This is a genomic window from Aeromicrobium sp. P2_G6 (assembly GCF_056403535.1).
On record NZ_JBFUFH010000008.1, the window covers coordinates 19,372 to 34,424 of the forward strand.

Here is a 15,053-nt window from a genome sequence, read left to right on the forward strand (position 1 = left end):
TCGTGACTGAGACCCGCGTGCTCGACACTGGCTCTGTTCCGGAGCGATTCGCCCGGGGCTGGCACTGTCTGGGCCTCGAGCGTGACTTCGCCGACGGCAAGCCGCATGCGGTGCCGGCCTTCGGCGGCAAGCTCGTCGTCTGGAGTGACTCGCAGGGGGAGCTGCACGTCCTGGACGGCTACTGCCGGCACATGGGCGGTGACCTGACGCAGGGCACCGTCAAGGGCGACGAGATCGCCTGCCCGTTCCACGACTGGCGTTGGGGCGGCGACGGCAAGTGCAAGGCGATTCCGTATGCCAAGCGGGTGCCACTGCGGGCGCGTACCCAGCGCTACGAGAGCGTGGTCCGCAACGGCCAGCTGATGATCTGGCACGACCCCGAGGGAAGCCCGGCCGACCACGACGCACTGCCGCCGGTCCTCGAGGGCGTGGGCACGGACAAGTACACCGACTGGACCTGGGACGTCATCGAGGTCGACAACGCCCACTGCCGCGAGATCATCGACAACGTCGTCGACATGGCGCACTTCTTCTACATCCACTTCGCGTTCCCGACGAACTTCCGCAACGTGTTCGAGGGCGACAAGGCCACGCAGTTCATGGAGTCCACGGGCCGCCCGGACATGAAGGCCGAGGGCTACGGCGACGAAGACCTCGTCCTCAAGTCGGAGGCCACCTACTTCGGGCCGTCCTACATGATCAACTGGCTCGACACCGACTACAAGGGCTTCCTGACCAAGGTCATCTTGATCAACTGCCACATCCCGACGGGTCCCAACTCGTTCAACCTGCAGTTCGGGTTGTGCGTCGAGAAGCCCGAGGGCGTTGACGATGCCACCGCCGACTACATCGGCAAGAAGTATGTCGAGAGCTTCTCGGTGGGCTTCCTGCAGGACGTCGCTATCTGGCAGAACAAGGCGCCCGTGCAGAACCCGCTGCTCTGCGAGGAGGACGGGCCGGTCTACCAGCTGCGTCGCTGGTACGAGCAGTTCTACGTCGACAAGGCCGACATCGAGACCGAGATGGTCGAACGGTTCGAGTTCGAGGTCGACACCACCAAGGCCAACGAGAACTGGCGGGCCGAGGTCGCAGAGAACCTCGCGCGCAAGGAGGCCGAGGACCGCGCCGCTGCGAACGACAGCGCCGTCGAGACGGCTGACGCCTGATGGCGTACATCGTCCCCACGCTCCGGGAGACCCTGGACGATCGGGAGCTCTACACCCGGAGCAGCCTGTCGGACGTGACCTGTCGGCAGTGCCAGGCCCGGGTCATGGTGCGCAAGAACATCGAGCACCACACCTCGATCCAGTGGACCCGCGAGGCCGTGGAGACCTGTGCCGTCTTCTCCGATCTGGACCAGCGTGAGGACGGTCGCCCCGTCCACTCGGGCTGCCCGCAGCTGGCGGCGTCGATCGAGTACGCCGTGAGCGAGGGCATGGTCACGGTCGGCACCGGGGTCGACCCGGCCGGCCTCGACCAGGGCCACCACGATCATGAGTGAGAACTCCTTCGAGCTCGAGGTGCTCGACGTCATCGAGGAGACCGGCGATGCCCGCTCGGTCGTTCTCGACCCGGGCGAGCACCGTGATCGCTTCAGCTATACGCCGGGGCAGTTCCTCACCGTCGCCGTGCCCAGCGACCGCACGGGACTCGTGGCGCGCAGCTACTCACTCTCGTCGACGCCCGTTGACGAGGAGGGCCCGCTGACGATCACCGTGAAACGTACGCCCGACGGCTACGCCTCCGGCTGGATCTGCAGCGAGCTCCGGCCGGGCGATCGGCTGCGGGTGCTCCCGCCGAGCGGGATCTTCACGCCCAAGGACCTCGACGCCGACCTGCTGCTGTTCGCCGGCGGCAGCGGCATCACCCCGGTGATGTCGATCATCCGCACCTCCCTGGCCCGCGGGACCGGACGCATCGTGCTGTTCTACGCCAATCGCGACGAGCGCTCGGTGATCTTCCACCAGGCGCTCGCCGAGCTCGCCGCCGAGCACCCCGATCGCCTGCAGGTCGTGCACTGGCTCGAGTCGGTGCAGGGCCTGCCCAGCCAGGCCCAGCTGCGCGCCTTCGCCTCGCAGTACGTCGAGTGGGACGCCTTCGTGTGCGGGCCGGCGCCGTTCATGGCGGCGACCGTGGCAGCGCTCAAGGAGCTCGAGTTCCCGCGGGATCGCCGCCACCAGGAGAAGTTCGTGTCCCTGGGCGGCAATCCGTTCGAGACCGCTGCGGAGCGTGAGCCGGGTGCCGGTGACGACGACGAGGCACCATCGCCGGTCGGGCAGGTGCACCTGCAGGTCGAGCTCGACGGTGTGGACTACGAGTACACCGACTGGGGACCCGGCACGACCCTCCTCGAGCATCTCGAGAGCAAGGGGGTCAAGGCTCCGTACTCCTGCCGGGAGGGTGAGTGCTCCGCGTGCGCCGTGCGCCTGCTGGAGGGTGACGTGACGATGCGCGCCAATGACGTGCTCGATGACGAGGACCTGGCCGACGGCATCCGTCTCGGCTGCCAGAGTGAGCCGGCGTCGGAGAAGGTCAAGGTGACGTACTCGTGACGAGCGTGGAGATTCCCGCCGACGTGGCGGCTGACGCTGTGGCGTCGTGGTCGGACGAGGTCGACGTGCTGGTCATCGGTGCCGGCATGGCCGGGACCGCAGCCGCGATCGAAGCGGCGCAGGCCGGCGCTCGGGTGCTCGTGCTTGACCGCGGCGGCCGGCTGTCGTGCACCAGCGCGATGGCTGGCGGCCACTTCTATCTCGGCGGCGGCACCCCTTGTCAGGAGGTCAGCGGCTACGAGGACACGCCGGCCGAGATGGCGAAGTACCTCCAGGCAGTCTCGCCCGAATGCGATCCCGAGAAGATCCGCCTCTACAGCGAGGGCAGCGTCGAGCACTTCCACTGGCTGGAGTCACTGGGCTTCGAGTTCGAGCGGACGTACTTCCCGGGCAAGTCCGTCATGGCGCCGGGCACCGAGGGCGTGATGTTCACCGGCAACGAGAAAGTGTGGCCGTTCCATGAGCTCTCCGTCCCGGCACCGCGTGGGCACCAGCCCCCGGTGGTTGGCGACTCCGGAGGCGGCGCACTCGTGCTCGACCTCGCCCTGAAGAGGCTGGACGAGCTGGGCGTCGAGGTCCGCTACGAGACCGGGGCCACGGCACTGGTGACGGACGGCGGCAGAGTCGTCGGCGCAGCCTGGAAGCGCTTCGCCGAGACCGGCGCCGTGCGGGCTGATGCCGTCGTCATCGCGGCCGGTGGCTTCGTGATGAACCCCGAGATGGTCCACGCGTTCGCCCCGCCGCTCGAGGCACTGTTGGCACGTGGCATGGCGCTCGGCAACACGTACGACGACGGCCTCGGCATCCGTCTGGGTGAATCGGTCGGCGGCGCCACCGAGCACATGGAGGGCGCGTTCCTGACCGCCCCGTTCTATCCTCCCGGCGACCTGGTCAAGGGGATCTGCGTCAACAACCGGGGTGAGCGGTTCGTCGCCGAGGACTCCTACCACTCGCGGACCTCGGCGTTCGTGTTCGACCAGCCTGAGCAGAAGGCGTGGCTGATCCTCGACTCGGTGCACATGGCCGAGCCTGCGTACGGCCTGCAGCCCCTCGTCGACGGGTGGGAGACCGTCGCGGAGATGGAAGTCGGGCTCGGTGTGCCGGAGGGCTCGTTGGCCAGGACCCTCGACGACTACAACGCGGCAGCGCGTGACGGTCACGACCCCGCGTTCCACAAGGCCGCGCCCTACGTCGCGCCGCTCGACCAGCCGCCCTACGGCGCGTACGACCTGACGCCGGGACAGGCCTTCTACTCCGGATTCACGTGCGGTGGCCTGCGGGTCGATCCCGACGGCCGGGTGCTGCAGGACGATCGCTCTGCCGTCGCCGGCCTGTATGCAGCGGGCGCCTGCGCCTCCAACATCGCGGTGGACGGCAAGGGATACGCATCGGGAACGCAGCTCGGCGAGGCGTCGTTCTTCGGCCGGCGTGCCGGGCGCCATGCGGCCGAGATGACGGCAAAAAACGTAACCGGCATCACATCCGGTCGTTACTCATCAGTAGTCACGCCGACAGCGCCCCCCACCAGCGCTCTACGTTCTGGGTCTCGTCACACCCGGGTCGACGGACCACAGGAGGAGACATGGGCGTGAGCCTTGCATCGGTTGTCCGTGGCCCCGGCCAGGTCGCCGCCATGTCCTGGGACGTCGCCAAGCTGACGTTCACGACCCGCTTCCAGAGCCGCGAGTTCGTCGAGCAGGCCTGGTTCGTCGCGAGCGTCACCCTGATGCCGACGATCCTCGTGTCAATCCCGTTCGGCGCGGTCATCGCGCTCCAGGTCGGCAACCTCACCGGTCAGCTCGGCGCCGAGTCGTTCGCCGGTGCCACCGCCGTCCTCGCCACGGTCAGGGAGGCGGCGCCGATCGCCGCGGCCCTGATCATCGCGGGTGCGGCCGGGTCGGCGATCTGCTCCGACCTCGGCGCGCGCAAGATGCGCGAGGAGATCGACGCGATGGAGACCCTGGGCATCGACCCGATCGCGCGCCTGGTCGTGCCTCGGGCCCTGGCGACGGTCGCCGTGGCGATGCTGATGAACGGCATCGTCATCACGGCCGGCATCGCCGGTGGCTACTACTTCACGGTGATCGTGCAGGGCGGCTCCGCCGGAGCGTTCCTCGCCTCGTTCACCGCGCTCGCCACGCTGCCCGACATCTACGTCTCGATGATCAAGGCCGCGACGTTCGGGTTCCTCGCCGCGATCGTGGGGTCCTACAAGGGCCTCAGCGCCGGCGGCGGTCCCGCCGGCGTCGGCCGGGCCGTCAACGAGTCGGTGATCCTCTCGTTCATGTTGCTCTTTATGCTGAACTCGATCATCACGGCGCTCTACTTCCAGTTCGTCCCCCAGGCAGGCCTCTGATGAGCGTCCTCACCGAGCTCGGAGGCTCAGCCGTCAAGTCCGGACGCATCCGCCTGGAGACGATGGGCGACCAGCTGTTGTTCTACGGCAAGGCGCTCGCGTCGGTGCCGCACGTGTTGCGCAGCTATCGCAGGGAGGTTGCCAAGACCCTCACGGAAGTCGTCTTCGGAGTCGGGGCGCTCTCGGTGATCGCCGGCACCGTCGGCGTGATCGCCTTCCTCGCGTTCTTCGCCGGCACCGAGGTCGGCCTGCAGGGCTACGCGTCGCTGAGCCAGATCGGCGTCGCGAAGTTCACGGCGTTCATCTCGGCCTACTTCAACACGCGTGAGGTGGCCCCGCTGGTCTCCTCCATCGCACTCGCGGCCACGGTCGGTTGCGGCTACACCGCACGTCTTGGCGCGATGCGGATCTCGGAGGAGATCGACGCCCTCGAGGTCATGGGCGTGCCCTCGATCCCGTTCCTGGTGACGACCCGCATGATCGCCGGCTTCGTCGCGGTCATCCCGCTCTACTGCGTGGCTCTGCTGGCGTCCTACCTCTCCCCGCGGCTCATCACCACGATGATCTACGGGGAGTCCGTCGGCACGTACGACCACTACTTCCGCCAGTTCCTGCCACCGGTCGACATCCTGTGGTCGTTCGGGAAGATGATCTTCCTGGCCGTCGCGATCATCCTGATCCACTGCTACTACGGCTACACCGCCTCCGGCGGACCTGCGGGCGTCGGGCTGGCCGTCGGCCGCGCGATCCGCTCGTCCATCGTGACGGTGGTCGTGGCCAACTTCTTCCTGAGCTTCGCGATCTGGGGATCGACCACGACCGTGCGGATCACGGGGTAGCCGATGCTGGTCAACCTCGTCCACGACACACCGCGGGAGCATCAGCGCCTGTGGCTCGCCGGGATCGTCAACCTCGTCTCGATCTCCCTCCTCATCGCCTTGGCGATCGCGATCTACGACAAGAAGTTCACGTCGAGCACCAACGTCACGGTGATGGCCGACCGCGCAGGCCTGCAGCTCTCGCGGTTCGGAGATGTACGCCTGCATGGCGCCCTGGTCGGCCACGTGAAGGAGATCGGGAGCAACGGCAAGGAGGCCGAGATCACGCTGGCCCTGAGCCCCGACGCAGCGCGCAGCATCCCGGGCAACGTCAGCGTGCAGATCCTGCCGACCACGCTGTTCGGCCGGAACTACCTCGAGCTGGTGCCGCCCAAGAGCGGCACCGAGGATGCGCCGCTGCGCGACGGCTCGGTCATCCCGGCCAAGCGCGTGACGACGAACGTCGAGCTGCAGCGCATCCTGGCCAACCTCTTCCCGCTGCTGCGCTCCATACGCCCCGCTGACCTGAACTCGACGCTCTACGCAATCTCACACGCCCTGCAGGGCAAGGGCGACCAGATCGGCGACACCTTCGAGACGCTCGAGGGTTATCTCGGCCGGATGAATGTCGAGCTGCCGACCCTGCGGTCGGACCTGCAGCTGCTCTCGCAGGTCTCCAGGACGTACGAACTCGCCGCGCCCGACCTCATCCGGCTGTTGCGCAACGCCACGGTGACCGCGCGGACCCTCACCGACAAGCAGGACGACCTCAATCGGGCACTCGTCAGCCTCACCGGGCTGGCGAGCACCACGCGGGTCACCCTCAAGGAGAACGAGAAGCAGCTGATCGCCCAGACGCGCTCGGGCCGGCCCCTGTTGGCCCTGCTCGACACGTATGCGCCCGAGCTGCCGTGCGTCATCGTCGGGCTCGACCGGCAGATCCCCAACGCCAAGAACGTCTTCAACGACGGCATCATCCACCAGACCCTCGAGCTCGGCGCACCTCAGCGCTCGGCCTACACGGCTGCGGACGCCCCGGCGTACGGCGAGGTCGGGCATGGACCGTGGTGCCTCGGACTCCCGGACAACTACAGCAAGCCGGCGCCGTTCCAGCCGCTGAAGGACGGGTCCGACAAGGACGACCCGGACGGTGGCATCGGATGAACCGCCGGGACACTGCGTTCGCCGCTGCCGCGATCAAGCTCAGCATCTTCACCGTGGTCTCGCTCGTCGTGACGGGGATGCTCGTCATCATCATGGGCGGCTTCGGCCTCGGCTCCCAGACCGAGTACAAAGCGGTGTTCAGCAACGCTTCGGAACTGACGTCGGGAGACGACGTACGGATCGCGGGCGTCATCGTCGGCAAGGTCAAGGACGTCAAGATCTACAACCGCGACCAGGCCATGGTGACGTTCAAGGTCAAGGACGGCGTGCCGTTGACCCGGGACTCGCGCGCGAGCATCCGGTTCCTCAACCTGATCGGCGATCGCTACATGTCGCTGTCCGAGGGCACGGATCGCGCGCCGCGACTGCATTCCGGGGACACCCTCCCGCTGGACCGCACCACGCCGGCGCTCAACCTGACGGCGCTGTTCCAGGGCTTCCAGCCGCTGTTCGCCGCGCTGCGTCCCGAGGACGTCAACAAGCTCTCGCTCAACCTCATCCAGGTGCTCCAGGGCGAGGGCGGCACGGTCCAGGAGCTGCTCGCCAACACGGCGTCGCTGACGAACACGTTGGCCGATCGCGACCAGCTGATCGGCGAGGTGATCACCAACCTGAGCTCGCTGATGACGACCGTCGATGACCACCACCAGCAGCTCGACGAGCTGATCACCAGCATGCGCTCGTGGTTCGGCGACCTGGCCAAGGATCGCGAGGTCATCGGTTCGTCGCTGACCAACATCTCGGCGGTCACCAAGTCGGTCGCCGACCTGCTCACCGAGGGCCGGCCGTTGCTGAAGCAGGACGTCGCGCAGCTGCGCAGGCTGTTCACGATCCTCGCCAAGCCGGAGAACAAGGCATACCTCGACAAGACCCTCGACCTGCTGCCGACGATGCTGGCCAAGCAGACCCGCATCGGCGTCTACGGCTCTTGGTACAACTACTACCTCTGTGAGTTCCATGGCGGCGTCGTGCTGCCGAGCGTCCTGATGGACACGCTGCCGGCCGATGTGCAGAAGCAGATGTCCGACTTCACGATGTACAGCCACGCAAAGAGGTGTCAGTGATGGCACGTCGAAGTGACTCCCAGATCCTGCAGATGGGCATCATCTCGCTGGCACTGCTGCTGCTCGTGATGGTGGGGTCGTTCAACCTGCAGAAGCTGCCGTGGCTGCGCGGCACGACCTATCACGCGGAGCTGTCCGATGCGAGCGGTCTCCGCACGGGGAGTGAGGTCCAGGTCGCCGGCGTGCGCGTCGGCCGGGTCAACAAGCTCAAGATCGGGCCCCAGAAGGTCGTCGCCGACTTCGACGTCTCGGGCGCGACCCTGGGCCGCTCGACGCGAGCGAGCGTCGAGGTCAAGAGCCTGCTGGGCGAGAAGTTCCTCAACATCAAGCCGGAGGGCAGCGGCACGATGGCTGCCGGCGCCACGATCCCGCTGTCGCGCACCGACGTCACGTTCGACATCGTCGGCACCCTCGGCGAGCTGACCACGCAGACCGAGGAGACGGACAAGAAGAACCTCACCAAGGCGCTGGACTCGCTGGCCGAGGTCATCGACTCGGCCGCGCCCGAGGTGCAGACGAGCTTCACCGGCCTGTCGCGCCTCTCCACGACGATCGCGTCGCGCGACGAGGAGATCGAGAAGCTGTTGCAGCGTTCGAGCAACGTCACGCAGCTGCTCGACGAGCGCAAGGGCGATCTCGTGACGCTGATGAAACAGGCCAACCTGATCTTCCAGGAGCTGCAGCAACGCAAGCAGACGATCCACGAGCTGCTCGTCAACGCCAACCAGCTCGCGACCGAGCTCGAGGGCGTCGTCAAGGACAACCGCAAGCAGCTTCGGCCGACCCTGGACAAGCTCGAGGACGTGCTGACCTTCCTGCACGCGCGGGAGAACCAGATCGAGACGCTGATCCACAACTACGGGCCGTACGTCAGCATCCTGGGCAACATCGTCGGCAGCGGACCGTGGTTCGACGCGTACGTCCCCAACATGACCGGTGTGTTCCTCGGTGAGTTCACGCCCTCCAAACCCGGGGGTGGCGGATGACGGCCTGGAGCAGACGAACCCAGCTGATCGCGGCGGCAATCCCCTTCACGTTGCTCCTGCTCACGTTCCTGGTGTTTCCGCGGGACGGGTCGCGGACGGTCACGGCGCACTTCGACCGTGCGGTCGCGGTCTATCCGGGAACCCACCTGAGGGTCATGGGTGTGCGAGTCGGCGAGGTCACCGCGGTCGTGCCCGAGGGCAACAGCGTCCGCGTCGAGATGACGTACGACAAGGCGTACAAGCTGCCGGCCGACGCCAAGGCCGCGGTCGTGACACCGACCCTGGTGGCGGACCGCTACGTCCAGGTGTTCCCCGCGTACTCCAAGGGGCCGGCGATGGCCGACCACGGCGACATCCCGCTCGCCCGCACGCAGACACCGATCGAGCTCGATCGCATGTTCAAGTCGCTGGACGACCTGGCCGTGACCCTCGGCCCGAAGGCCGGCTCGACCAGCGGAGCGCTCGACAACCTGCTCACGGCCGGCGCGAAGGCTCTCGACGGCAACGGCGCCTTGGGCTCCAAGACGATCCGCAACCTGTCACACGCGGCGGAGGTGTTCGCGGACAACCGCGGGCCGCTGTTCGAGAACGTCCGCGCCCTCGCGGGGATCACCGACACGTTGGCGGCCAACGACACGACCGTGCAGGCGTTCATGGCGGACCTGGCGTCGGTGTCCGAGCAGTTCGCGGGTGAGCGCGACGAGCTCCGCGATGTGGTCGCCTCTCTGGCCCGCGTGCTCGGCACCGTGAAGGGATTCGTGCACGAGAACCGGGCGACCCTCGGCAAGGACCTCGAGCTGTTGAGCAGCCTGCTCGAACGAGTGGACAACCAGAAGGATGCCCTCGGCCTGGTCGTCCAGAAGGGCTCGCTGGCGATGAGCAACCTCGCGCTGTCGTTCGAGTCCGGCACGGGCACGTTCGGCTCCAGGGTGCAGATCGCGCCCGGCATCCAGTTCCGTCCTGACCAGTTCCTGTGCCAGACCCTGGTCAACATCGGAACGCCGGAGGCGGTGTGCTCGATGCTGACCAACCTCCTCCAGCCACTGCTTCCGGCGACCTCAGGCGCGGCGGCAGCCAGCCCGACGGGCTCGACCGCGGAGACCACGACGCCGGCCGCCCCGACGGAGGACTCGACGCCGTCGCCGTCCGGCACGCAGAGCGGACTACCCGCTCTCCTCGAGCTCCTCGGGGGTGCGTCATGACCTCCCTCCGGCTCCGTATGATCCTCGGTCTCGCCGTGGCGCTCCTGCTGAGCGGTTGCGGCTTCAGCGGCATCTACGACGTGCCGCTGCCCGGCAACAAGGTCAACCACGACAACGGATTCGAGGTCAGTGCCGACTTCGCCGACGCTCTCAACCTGGTCCCGCGCTCGTCGGTCAAGGTGGGGGATGTCGCCGTGGGCCAGGTCGAGTCGGTCACCAGGGTCGGCTGGCACGCGCGGGTCACGATGCTGGTCCGCAAGGACGTCGTGCTCCCCGCCAACGCGGAGGCGCAGATCCGGCAGACGAGCCTGCTCGGCGAGAAGTTCGTGGAGCTGTCGGCGCCCGCTGCGGGCTCGGACGTGACGCCCGCGAGCACCGGACGCCTCGGCCCCAACGACGTCATCCCGATGGATCGCACGGGCCGCAATCCCGAGGTCGAGGAGGTCCTCGGCGCCTTGTCGCTCGTGCTGACGGGCGGCGGTGTCGGGCAGATCCAGAGCATCACCCACGAGCTGAACGAGATGATGGACGGCCGCACCGGCAAGATCCGCAACGTCCTCGGCCAGGTCAACACGCTCGTCAAGACGCTCAACTCGCAGAAGGGCGACATCGTCCAGGCCATGGAGTCGATCAACGGGCTGAGCAAGACCCTCGTCACGGAGAAGGACACGATCGGCGCCGCGCTGGATGCCGCCGGGCCCGCGATCACGGTGCTGCGCGACCAGCACACCGAGCTGGTCAAGATGCTCTCCGAGCTGGACCGGCTCGGCAGCGTCGGGACCCGCGTCATCAACGAGACCAAGGACGACCTCATCGCCGAGCTGCGCCATCTCGAGCCCGTGCTCCGCAAGCTCTCCGACACCGGGGACTCGCTCGTGCCGGGTCTGGTCGCCGCAGCCAGCTACCCCTTCCCGATGGATGCGGCCGATGCCATCAAGGGCGACTTCGCCAACGTCATCTTCAGCATGCAGATCAAGCTGACTCCGGTGAGCGAGGGCGGCCTGCTGCCGACGACGCTCGACGACGTCGTCACGCTGTGCCGCGCCACTCCGGCCGCTCCGATCTGTTCGCCGGCCGGTGACGCGGTTGACCAGCTCTGCTCGGTGCTCAGCACGCTGCCGTTGTGCAGCGACGCGGATGTCGACGAGGTGGCGGCTGCGCTCTCCCGTGCGCAACAGGGTGGTGCTGACTCCGCGACCTCGCCGGACTCGGAGGGCTCGTCAGGCGGCTCAGGCTCGACTCCGGAACCCGACGCGGGTGGCGGCGGATCTGACAGCGGCCTGGTCGAGCTGATCGGCGGACTGCTCGGGGGAGGGTCGTCATGAGGCGTGGCATCAAGGTCCGGTTGATCGCGTTCGCGATCCTGAGCTCGCTGGGCATCCTCTACATCGGAGCCTCCTACCTCGGCTTCGTCGACCAGGCCCTCGGGCGCGGTTACACGGTGCACGTGCTCCTGCCCCAGTCGGGCGGCCTGTACAAGGGGAGCGAGGTCACCTATCGCGGCGTCAGGATCGGCAAGGTGTCGGCGATGGACGTCAAGGGCGATGGTCTGAAGGTCGACGTTGCACTCGACGAAGGCACCCGCGTACCGGCGGATGCACCGGTGTATGTGCACAACCTCAGCGTCGTCGGCGAGCAGTACATCTCCTTCGAGCCGGGCTCCAAGAATGGCCGGGTGCTGCGCAACGGTGACACCGTGCGCGGCACGCAGGAGAGCCTGCCCCTCGGCGAGGACGTGCTGCTGCAGGACCTGAGCCGGTTCGTCTCGAGCCTGGACGCCGGTGAGCTCAACACCGTGGTCGGCGAACTCGGCACGATGTTCCGCGACAACGCGACCCCACTCCGCTCTATGGTCGACAGCATGCAGGCGTTCGTCGAAGCTGCCGCGGCCAACGAGTCCGCGACCGTCGATCTGCTGAACAACGCCAAGACGGTGCTGCGGACCCAGCAGGACAACTCCACCAACATCCGCGCATTCGCCAACGACCTCGCGGACGTGACCGGCACGCTTGCCGACTCGGACGCCAATGTGCGGCGCATCCTGGACCGCGCCGGTCCCGCGGCCGATGAGGTGACCAGCCTGATGAGCAGCCTGCGCAAGACGCTGCCGCCCCTGCTCCTCCACGCCGTCAACGTGACGGAGGTCCTCGATGCCCGTCTGCCCGCGCTCGAACAGCTCCTGGTGACCTTCCCGCGGCTGATCTCGGCCGGCCCCTCAGCGCTCACGCCCGGCGACCAGAAGTTCGGTCGTGTCCACCTCAACATGAACCAGGATCCGCCGGCGTGCACCGAGGGCTACCTCCCGCCCGGACAGTGGCAGCCCACCTCGAGGGAGAGCTTTGTGCCGTACTACAACGCCGAGTGCAAGTCGGGAGCGCCGGTCAACATGCGCGGCATGAAGTACGCGCCGCACCCGATCGACTGGAAGAGCCAGGGCGGGGGCGACGAGTGAACCGTACGGCCGCGACCCGTGCTGTGCTCGCCGTGATCCTCGTGGCGCTGTGCAGCTGGCTGGCAGTCTTCGCCGTACGTGGCGGCGAGGCGGCGCCCGGCAGCACGCCGTCCGAGGAGCTGGCCCAGCAGTACACCGACATCAGGCGGGCCGCGCGTGAGGAGACCATGGCATTCCTGGCGGTGGACCACAAGCGCATGGATGAGCTGACCGACCGGGTGATCTCGGGGGCGACCGGCGCGTTCGCGAAGCAGTACAAGGCGTCCTTGAAGTCGTTGAAGGAGACCGCTATCAGCCAGGAGTCGATCTCCAAGGGACATGTCGACGAGGTCGGGCTGAGCGAGGTCGAGTCGCGTTCGGCCACGGTCTTCGTCTCGGCCGGCAGCAAGGTCCAGAACAAGGGCACCAAGGGCGAGGTCGAGGACCGGTCCTGGCGGATCAAGCTGACCATGGTCAAGCAGGACAGCCGCTGGCTGGTCTCCCAACTCGAGTTCGTGGGCTGACATGCCGAAGCTGAAGCGCGACGAACGCATCTGCCCTTACTGCGCAGAGACCATCAAGGCGTCCGCGATCCGTTGCCGGTTCTGCCAGTCGGACGTGACCCCGGTGATCGAGCCCGAGGTCCGCCCCGAGCCCGCGGCGAAGCCGGTGAGACAGTCCGTGGCGCAGTCTGCAGTCCTGACCGAGGTCCTGCCCGACAGCGAGTCCGAGCCCACCGCTGCGGTCGAGGAGCCGCGCGCGGCACGGAGCTGGGCGGTGCCGAGCCTCCAGGACGCCCGGGCGTTCGTGGTGCGACGTCTCACGCTGGTGCTCGCCGTCCTGGTCCTGCTCGCCGGAGCCGGCGTCGGGGTGGCCTGGTGGCGTGCCGAGCAGGGATCATCGGCGGTCGCCCCGAATGGCGCACTCGTCGGTGAGGACGCCCGCACCGAGGTGCTCATCTCGGCGGCGGACCTGGCTCAGCGCACGCTGTCGTACGACTACAAGACCCTCGCGAACGACATGGAGATCGCGCGCGCCCGGATGACGCCCGCGTTCCGCAAGCAGTACGACGCCACGATGGCGCAGGTCCGGGCCAACACGACCAAGAACAAGATCGTGCTCCAGGCCGTTGCCGTGTCCTCGGCGATCATCAACGCGACCGAGCACAAGGCCAAGGTGCTGGTGTTCCTCAACCAGACGACGACCGCCGGCACCGGCAAGACCGCGAACCAGCAGATGAGCCGCAACAGCCTGGTCATCAACCTGACCAGGGGCGACGGCGACTGGGCCATATCCAAACTGACGTCGCTGGGCTAGAATAGAACACGTTCTAGTTCTAGGTTTTCCAAGCGAGGAGGCAGATCGCTGATGGCGAGGGTTGAGGTCGATTTCGACGTGTGTGAGTCGAACGCCCTGTGCGAGGCATTCGCACCAGACGTCTTCTTCGTGGATGACGACGACGAGCTGCAGATCGAGGACCCGACGGTCACCGACGAGAACCGCTCGCGCGTGGAGCAGGCCGTCGCCTCGTGTCCCAAGTCGGCCCTGCGGATCGTGGACCAGGCATGACGGATACGTCCCTCGACGGGCGGGTTGCCGTCGTGACGGGGGCGGGTGCGGGCCTCGGGCGTGCCGAGGCGCTCGCGGTCGCAGCTGCCGGCGCGCGGGTCGTGCTCAACGACCTGCCCGGGGCTGCTGACGAGACCGCCGCAGAGATCAAGGCGCTGGGCGCCGAGGTGGTTGTCGCCGCGGGTGACGTGGGCGAGAGGTCGACCGCGGACCTGATCATGCAGACCGCTCTCGAGTCGTTCGGCTCCCTCGACATCGTGGTCAACAACGCCGGTGTCACCCGCGACCGGATGCTGTTCAACATGTCCGACGAGGAGTTCGACCTCGTCGTACGCATCCACCTGCGCGGCCACTTCCTGCTGTCGAGGAACGCTGCGGCCCACTGGCGAGAGGTGGCCAAGGAGACCGGCGGGACGGTCGACGCCAGCGTGATCAACACGGCGTCCGAGGCATTCCTCACCGGCTCGCCCGGCCAGGCCAACTACGCCGCTGCCAAGGCCGGCATCACCGCGCTGACGCTTTCGACGGCGCGAGGGCTGTCGCGCATCGGCGTGCGGGCGAACGCCATCTGCCCGCGCGCCCGCACGGCGATGACGGCCGAGGTGTTCGGCCCCGACGAGTCCGGCAGCGCGATCGACCCCTACAGCCCGGACCACGTCGCGCCCTTGGTCGCCTATCTCGCGTCGCCGGCGGCCAGCCGCATCAGCGGTCAGGTCTTCGTCGTCTACGGCGGGATGGTGGCGCTCATGGCCGCCCCGGTCGTCGAGCGCCGGTTCGACACCGGAAACGAGGTCTGGTCGACCGACGAGCTGGACCGGACGGTCGGCGGCTTCTTCGCCGACCGCGACCCCGACATCTCGTTCGCGGCCGACTCGGTCCTCTCGCTCTAGCTCACCCACCCGCCACCTGCT

At 67.6% G+C, this 15,053-nt stretch carries 16 protein-coding genes; all 16 read left to right on the forward strand.

From position 1 onward, the window contains the following. Nucleotides 1–2: 2 nt before the first annotated feature. From AC1DVU_RS20650 to AC1DVU_RS20725, 16 genes are read left to right on the forward strand one after another with little or no spacing between them, the layout of a single operon-like run. On the forward strand, nt 3–1,166 hold the full coding sequence (locus AC1DVU_RS20650; protein ID WP_476924337.1) for a 3-ketosteroid-9-alpha-monooxygenase, oxygenase component: 1,164 nt from the start codon (nt 3–5) through the stop codon (nt 1,164–1,166). Further along, nucleotides 1,166–1,501, forward strand: coding sequence for a hypothetical protein (locus AC1DVU_RS20655; RefSeq protein WP_476924338.1), 336 nt, complete (start codon nt 1,166–1,168; stop codon nt 1,499–1,501). Before AC1DVU_RS20650 ends, AC1DVU_RS20655 begins: the two co-directional genes overlap by 1 nt. Further along, nucleotides 1,494–2,552: a 2Fe-2S iron-sulfur cluster-binding protein gene (locus tag AC1DVU_RS20660; protein ID WP_476924339.1), complete on the forward strand. Its 1,059-nt coding sequence runs from the start codon at nt 1,494–1,496 to the stop codon at nt 2,550–2,552. Before AC1DVU_RS20655 ends, AC1DVU_RS20660 begins: the two co-directional genes overlap by 8 nt. After that, on the forward strand, nt 2,549–4,144 hold the full coding sequence (locus AC1DVU_RS20665) for an FAD-binding protein (RefSeq protein ID WP_476924340.1): 1,596 nt from the start codon (nt 2,549–2,551) through the stop codon (nt 4,142–4,144). The genes AC1DVU_RS20660 and AC1DVU_RS20665 overlap by 4 nt, the downstream gene beginning before the upstream one ends. Continuing rightward, the gene (locus AC1DVU_RS20670) at nt 4,135–4,908 is read left to right on the forward strand and encodes an MlaE family ABC transporter permease (protein ID WP_476924341.1); all 774 of its coding nucleotides are present in this window, start codon (nt 4,135–4,137) and stop codon (nt 4,906–4,908) included. The genes AC1DVU_RS20665 and AC1DVU_RS20670 overlap by 10 nt, the downstream gene beginning before the upstream one ends. Then, a complete protein-coding gene (locus AC1DVU_RS20675) occupies nt 4,908–5,747 on the forward strand; it encodes an ABC transporter permease (protein WP_476924342.1) in 840 nt (279 codons plus the stop codon). The genes AC1DVU_RS20670 and AC1DVU_RS20675 overlap by 1 nt, the downstream gene beginning before the upstream one ends. A gap of 3 nt (nt 5,748–5,750) precedes the next feature. Beyond that, nucleotides 5,751–6,890, forward strand: coding sequence for an MCE family protein (locus AC1DVU_RS20680; protein WP_476924343.1), 1,140 nt, complete (start codon nt 5,751–5,753; stop codon nt 6,888–6,890). Continuing rightward, the gene (locus tag AC1DVU_RS20685; RefSeq protein ID WP_476924344.1) at nt 6,887–7,954 is read left to right on the forward strand and encodes an MCE family protein; all 1,068 of its coding nucleotides are present in this window, start codon (nt 6,887–6,889) and stop codon (nt 7,952–7,954) included. The genes AC1DVU_RS20680 and AC1DVU_RS20685 overlap by 4 nt, the downstream gene beginning before the upstream one ends. After that, nucleotides 7,954–8,940, forward strand: coding sequence for an MCE family protein (locus tag AC1DVU_RS20690; protein WP_476924345.1), 987 nt, complete (start codon nt 7,954–7,956; stop codon nt 8,938–8,940). Before AC1DVU_RS20685 ends, AC1DVU_RS20690 begins: the two co-directional genes overlap by 1 nt. After that, nucleotides 8,937–10,142, forward strand: a complete 1,206-nt coding sequence (locus AC1DVU_RS20695) for an MCE family protein (RefSeq protein WP_476924346.1) — start codon at nt 8,937–8,939, stop codon at nt 10,140–10,142. The genes AC1DVU_RS20690 and AC1DVU_RS20695 overlap by 4 nt, the downstream gene beginning before the upstream one ends. Beyond that, nucleotides 10,139–11,467: an MCE family protein gene (locus AC1DVU_RS20700; RefSeq protein WP_476924347.1), complete on the forward strand. Its 1,329-nt coding sequence runs from the start codon at nt 10,139–10,141 to the stop codon at nt 11,465–11,467. The genes AC1DVU_RS20695 and AC1DVU_RS20700 overlap by 4 nt, the downstream gene beginning before the upstream one ends. Continuing rightward, nucleotides 11,464–12,594 (forward strand): MCE family protein, encoded by a 1,131-nt coding sequence (locus tag AC1DVU_RS20705; RefSeq protein ID WP_476924348.1) that lies wholly within the window; start codon nt 11,464–11,466, stop codon nt 12,592–12,594. The genes AC1DVU_RS20700 and AC1DVU_RS20705 overlap by 4 nt, the downstream gene beginning before the upstream one ends. Continuing rightward, on the forward strand, nt 12,591–13,097 hold the full coding sequence (locus AC1DVU_RS20710; protein ID WP_476924349.1) for a hypothetical protein: 507 nt from the start codon (nt 12,591–12,593) through the stop codon (nt 13,095–13,097). Before AC1DVU_RS20705 ends, AC1DVU_RS20710 begins: the two co-directional genes overlap by 4 nt. A 1-nt stretch (nt 13,098) precedes the next feature. Continuing rightward, nucleotides 13,099–13,890 (forward strand): hypothetical protein, encoded by a 792-nt coding sequence (locus tag AC1DVU_RS20715; protein ID WP_476924350.1) that lies wholly within the window; start codon nt 13,099–13,101, stop codon nt 13,888–13,890. A gap of 51 nt (nt 13,891–13,941) precedes the next feature. Continuing rightward, entirely contained in the window at nt 13,942–14,142 is a 201-nt protein-coding gene (locus tag AC1DVU_RS20720; RefSeq protein WP_476924351.1) for a ferredoxin, read from the forward strand. Further along, complete coding sequence (locus tag AC1DVU_RS20725; protein WP_476924352.1) at nt 14,139–15,032, forward strand: 3-oxoacyl-ACP reductase; 894 nt, start codon at nt 14,139–14,141, stop codon at nt 15,030–15,032. Before AC1DVU_RS20720 ends, AC1DVU_RS20725 begins: the two co-directional genes overlap by 4 nt. Nucleotides 15,033–15,053 lie beyond the last annotated feature (21 nt).

What these genes read in the sequence shown, in the direction of transcription:
- AC1DVU_RS20655 (WP_476924338.1), top strand. Translation starts at nt 1,166, where the DNA reads ATGGCGTACATCGTCCCCACGCTCCGGGAGACCCTGGACGATCGGGAG.
- AC1DVU_RS20660 (WP_476924339.1), top strand. Translation starts at nt 1,494, where the DNA reads ATGAGTGAGAACTCCTTCGAGCTCGAGGTGCTCGACGTCATCGAGGAG.
- AC1DVU_RS20670 (WP_476924341.1), top strand. Translation starts at nt 4,135, where the DNA reads ATGGGCGTGAGCCTTGCATCGGTTGTCCGTGGCCCCGGCCAGGTCGCC.
- AC1DVU_RS20675 (WP_476924342.1), top strand. Translation starts at nt 4,908, where the DNA reads ATGAGCGTCCTCACCGAGCTCGGAGGCTCAGCCGTCAAGTCCGGACGC.
- AC1DVU_RS20680 (WP_476924343.1), top strand. Translation starts at nt 5,751, where the DNA reads ATGCTGGTCAACCTCGTCCACGACACACCGCGGGAGCATCAGCGCCTG.
- AC1DVU_RS20685 (WP_476924344.1), top strand. Translation starts at nt 6,887, where the DNA reads ATGAACCGCCGGGACACTGCGTTCGCCGCTGCCGCGATCAAGCTCAGC.
- AC1DVU_RS20690 (WP_476924345.1), top strand. Translation starts at nt 7,954, where the DNA reads ATGGCACGTCGAAGTGACTCCCAGATCCTGCAGATGGGCATCATCTCG.
- AC1DVU_RS20695 (WP_476924346.1), top strand. Translation starts at nt 8,937, where the DNA reads ATGACGGCCTGGAGCAGACGAACCCAGCTGATCGCGGCGGCAATCCCC.
- AC1DVU_RS20700 (WP_476924347.1), top strand. Translation starts at nt 10,139, where the DNA reads ATGACCTCCCTCCGGCTCCGTATGATCCTCGGTCTCGCCGTGGCGCTC.
- AC1DVU_RS20705 (WP_476924348.1), top strand. Translation starts at nt 11,464, where the DNA reads ATGAGGCGTGGCATCAAGGTCCGGTTGATCGCGTTCGCGATCCTGAGC.
- AC1DVU_RS20715 (WP_476924350.1), top strand. Translation starts at nt 13,099, where the DNA reads ATGCCGAAGCTGAAGCGCGACGAACGCATCTGCCCTTACTGCGCAGAG.
- AC1DVU_RS20720 (WP_476924351.1), top strand. Translation starts at nt 13,942, where the DNA reads ATGGCGAGGGTTGAGGTCGATTTCGACGTGTGTGAGTCGAACGCCCTG.
- AC1DVU_RS20725 (WP_476924352.1), top strand. Translation starts at nt 14,139, where the DNA reads ATGACGGATACGTCCCTCGACGGGCGGGTTGCCGTCGTGACGGGGGCG.